General features: G+C 72.4%; 2 protein-coding genes. One reads left to right on the forward strand and one right to left on the reverse strand.

The genetic code is table 11. The features are described 5' to 3' along the window. Positions 1-75: 75 nt before the first annotated feature. Positions 76-552 (forward strand): MerR family transcriptional regulator, encoded by a 477-nt coding sequence (locus tag E0D90_RS25710; RefSeq protein WP_130800305.1) that lies wholly within the window; start codon positions 76-78, stop codon positions 550-552. Here E0D90_RS25710 and E0D90_RS25715 read toward each other — a convergent pair. Continuing rightward, a complete protein-coding gene (locus tag E0D90_RS25715; protein ID WP_130800306.1) occupies positions 502-1092 on the reverse strand; it encodes an ATP-binding protein in 591 nt (196 codons plus the stop codon). The genes E0D90_RS25710 and E0D90_RS25715 overlap by 51 nt on opposite strands. Between the last annotated feature and the right edge of the window lie 135 nt (positions 1093-1227).

Consider the following 1227-nt stretch of genomic DNA (forward strand, 5'->3'; position numbering starts at 1 on the left):
GGGTGGGGGCGGTCGTCGTCATGGTGGTGAGCATCCGTTCTGGAGCGCGCTCCAGGTCAAGTGCAGACTGGTCGGATGAACAGCTACACGCCCGCGCAGGCGGCGAGCCGCTCCGGATTCAGCCTGGACACCCTGCGGTACTACGAGAAGGAAGGCATCATCACCCCCGTGGCGCGGACCACGGGCGGTCGCCGCGCCTACAGCGAGGACGACCTGGGCCGGCTCGGCCTGGTGCGCTGCCTGCGGGAGACCGGGATGCCGATCGCCCAGCTCCGCCGCTACAGCGAACTCACCAGCCGCGACGAGACGTTCAGCGAGCGGCTGCGCCTGCTGGAGGAACACGACGCCGAGGTGGTGCGCTCGGTGGAGCAGTTGCTGGAGCAGCGCGAGCGGCTGCTGCGGAAGGTGGCGCACTACCGGGAGAAGCTGGGCCTCGCGCCCTACGAGCCCGCCGCCTGGCCGGCCGCGGATCCCGCGCGGGGCAACGGCGCGGCTTCGCGGTCAGCCACCACGACGGAGGACGGCCGGCACGCCGGCGGCCACGACGGGTGACGCCTCCGGGGCGGCGCCGGGAGGGCCGTCCGGGGCGACCGTGGCCCAGGTGGAGCGCCGGTGCTCGTCACCGTCGACGCCCCAGGACTCGGCGAGCGCCGCCACCAGGGGCAGGCCCCAGCCACCCTCGGCGAGGTCGTGCCCGTCGAACAGGTCCTCCGCGGGCGGCCGGGGCGGGGGTATCCGTATCGCGGGGTCCTCGCCGTGCGCGGTGGCGACCCGTACGGTGACGGCGCCCACCGGGTCGGCGGCCCGCGACAGCCCCAGGTAGTAGTCGTGCGCCTCGCTGTGCTCGATCACGTTGGCGACCAGTTCACTGACGATCACCGTGGTGTCAGCGATCTGCGACGGGCCGCAGCTCCAGGCGGCCATCTGCTGCCGGACGATCCGGCGCGCGTGCCGAACGAAGCACGGCCGCGCGGGGAGTGAGAAGTACATCAGCCCTCCGTGGTCCCGCGTGCCGCCGATACCGATACCGGTGCGCGTGCGGGGCTTGGTCGGCTCCGACACGGCACTGATGTCCGTGCGGGCTATGTCCATTTGTCCACTATCTGCGCGAAAGCGACACTCTGCAAGCCAGCAGAGTGTCAGCGTGCATCACCGTGCGCGGTCGGAGACGATGGGTTCCGTGACGGCCCGGCCCGTCACGAGGCCCGCCCGTCCTGCCAGCTCGCC

Origin of the sequence: Streptomyces otsuchiensis, from assembly GCF_004305975.1 — a bacterium.
In the GTDB taxonomy this organism is placed as follows: Bacteria; Actinomycetota; Actinomycetes; order Streptomycetales; family Streptomycetaceae; genus Streptomyces; species Streptomyces otsuchiensis.

What these genes read in the sequence shown, in the direction of transcription:
- E0D90_RS25710 (WP_130800305.1), top strand. Translation starts at nt 76, where the DNA reads ATGAACAGCTACACGCCCGCGCAGGCGGCGAGCCGCTCCGGATTCAGC.
- E0D90_RS25715 (WP_130800306.1), bottom strand. Translation starts at nt 1,092, where the DNA reads ATGGACATAGCCCGCACGGACATCAGTGCCGTGTCGGAGCCGACCAAG.